This is a genomic window from Collinsella sp. Sow4_E3, from assembly GCF_052116285.1.
In the GTDB taxonomy this organism is placed as follows: Bacteria; Actinomycetota; Coriobacteriia; order Coriobacteriales; family Coriobacteriaceae; genus Collinsella.
This window is the reverse complement of record NZ_JBQKLJ010000067.1, coordinates 1-1195: the sequence shown is the minus strand read 5'-3', so window position 1 is coordinate 1195 and position 1195 is coordinate 1. Positions and strand designations below refer to the sequence as shown.

1 protein-coding gene is annotated in these 1195 nt (G+C 34.6%); it reads left to right on the top strand.

The window, feature by feature from the left end:
• On the top strand, nucleotides 1–1195 hold a 1195-nt coding region (locus ACTQ48_RS11230), incomplete at both ends, for a phage tail spike protein (RefSeq protein WP_441570986.1).

Genomic DNA, 1195 nt, shown 5'->3' with positions numbered 1-1195 from the left:
GTTAAGAGCGAATATATCAACAAATATCCAGATGTTTACGCTCAATACGTTCAGTTCACTGAAGATCAAGGAGTAAAAGATTTATCCAGCTTAAATAAAGCGGCAGGTAAATACTTCACTACATTATATCCAGGAAGTGATAAGCCTAAAGTTTCTATTGAACTAGAAATTGAGAAACTCACAGATTCAGAAGAAGCAAAAGAATTTGCTAAAATGAGAAACTATAATTTATTCGATACGTTCACTGTGTATCACAAGTTTTATGATATTGACATTCAAACGAAAGTTACAGGGATTGTCTATGATGCTTTAGCAGAAAAAACAATAAAGATTACTGCTGGAGATATCCAAGTTGCTTTTTATAAACAGCAAAGTCAAGATTTTCAAGAAGCAATTAAAACCTTAACTAAAAAAGACTACATGAGTAACTTTATTGATTACATTACCGATTTAATCAATGGCGTGAAAGGTGGTAGTATTCTTCAATATCCTAAAAATAGGCCACATACGCTTTATTTTATGGATACAGATTCCACAGATACCGCAAAGAATGTTATCGCTATTAATAACCAAGGTATCGGTTTTTCAACTACTGGATGGAAAGGCCCCTTTAGAAACGCTTGGACTATTGATGGTATTTTAAATGCCGACTTTATCAGAGCTGGTAAAATTAGATCTGATATTTTTGAGACATCATTCAATGCATATGGAGATATTTTGCGTTTAGTTAACGGCGCTCTGCAAGCTTGGAATGGGAAAACGAAAATAATGGAATTGACTAAGCAAGGATTAGAATTCTGGAATGGCAATAGCCACATTGGCTCAATAGGAACAAAAGGGAATCCTTTTCCTGAATTAAACGATGTTAACGGAAATCCAGTCGTTACAGATGGCAAAGCATTGTTACTAGTAGGCGATAGTTCTTATAACACAATTGGATTATCTAACGAAAAAAATACAGGACTTGTCTTATCTGGTAAAAATCAGTTTCATTTGGGAAATCATTTTTATTTTATCGGTAAAGATGGTACTCCTTCAACGATATATGCAGATAAAATGTTTTTACAAGGTAAAGAAGTTATCCCTGGTCAAAATGGTGGTGGTGGTTCTGGAGCTGGTACAGGTGGTTATCCATCCGAAGTTACAAGCGATGCAGATAAATTTGCTTGGGACTTATGGAGTTACCTATTAGCTA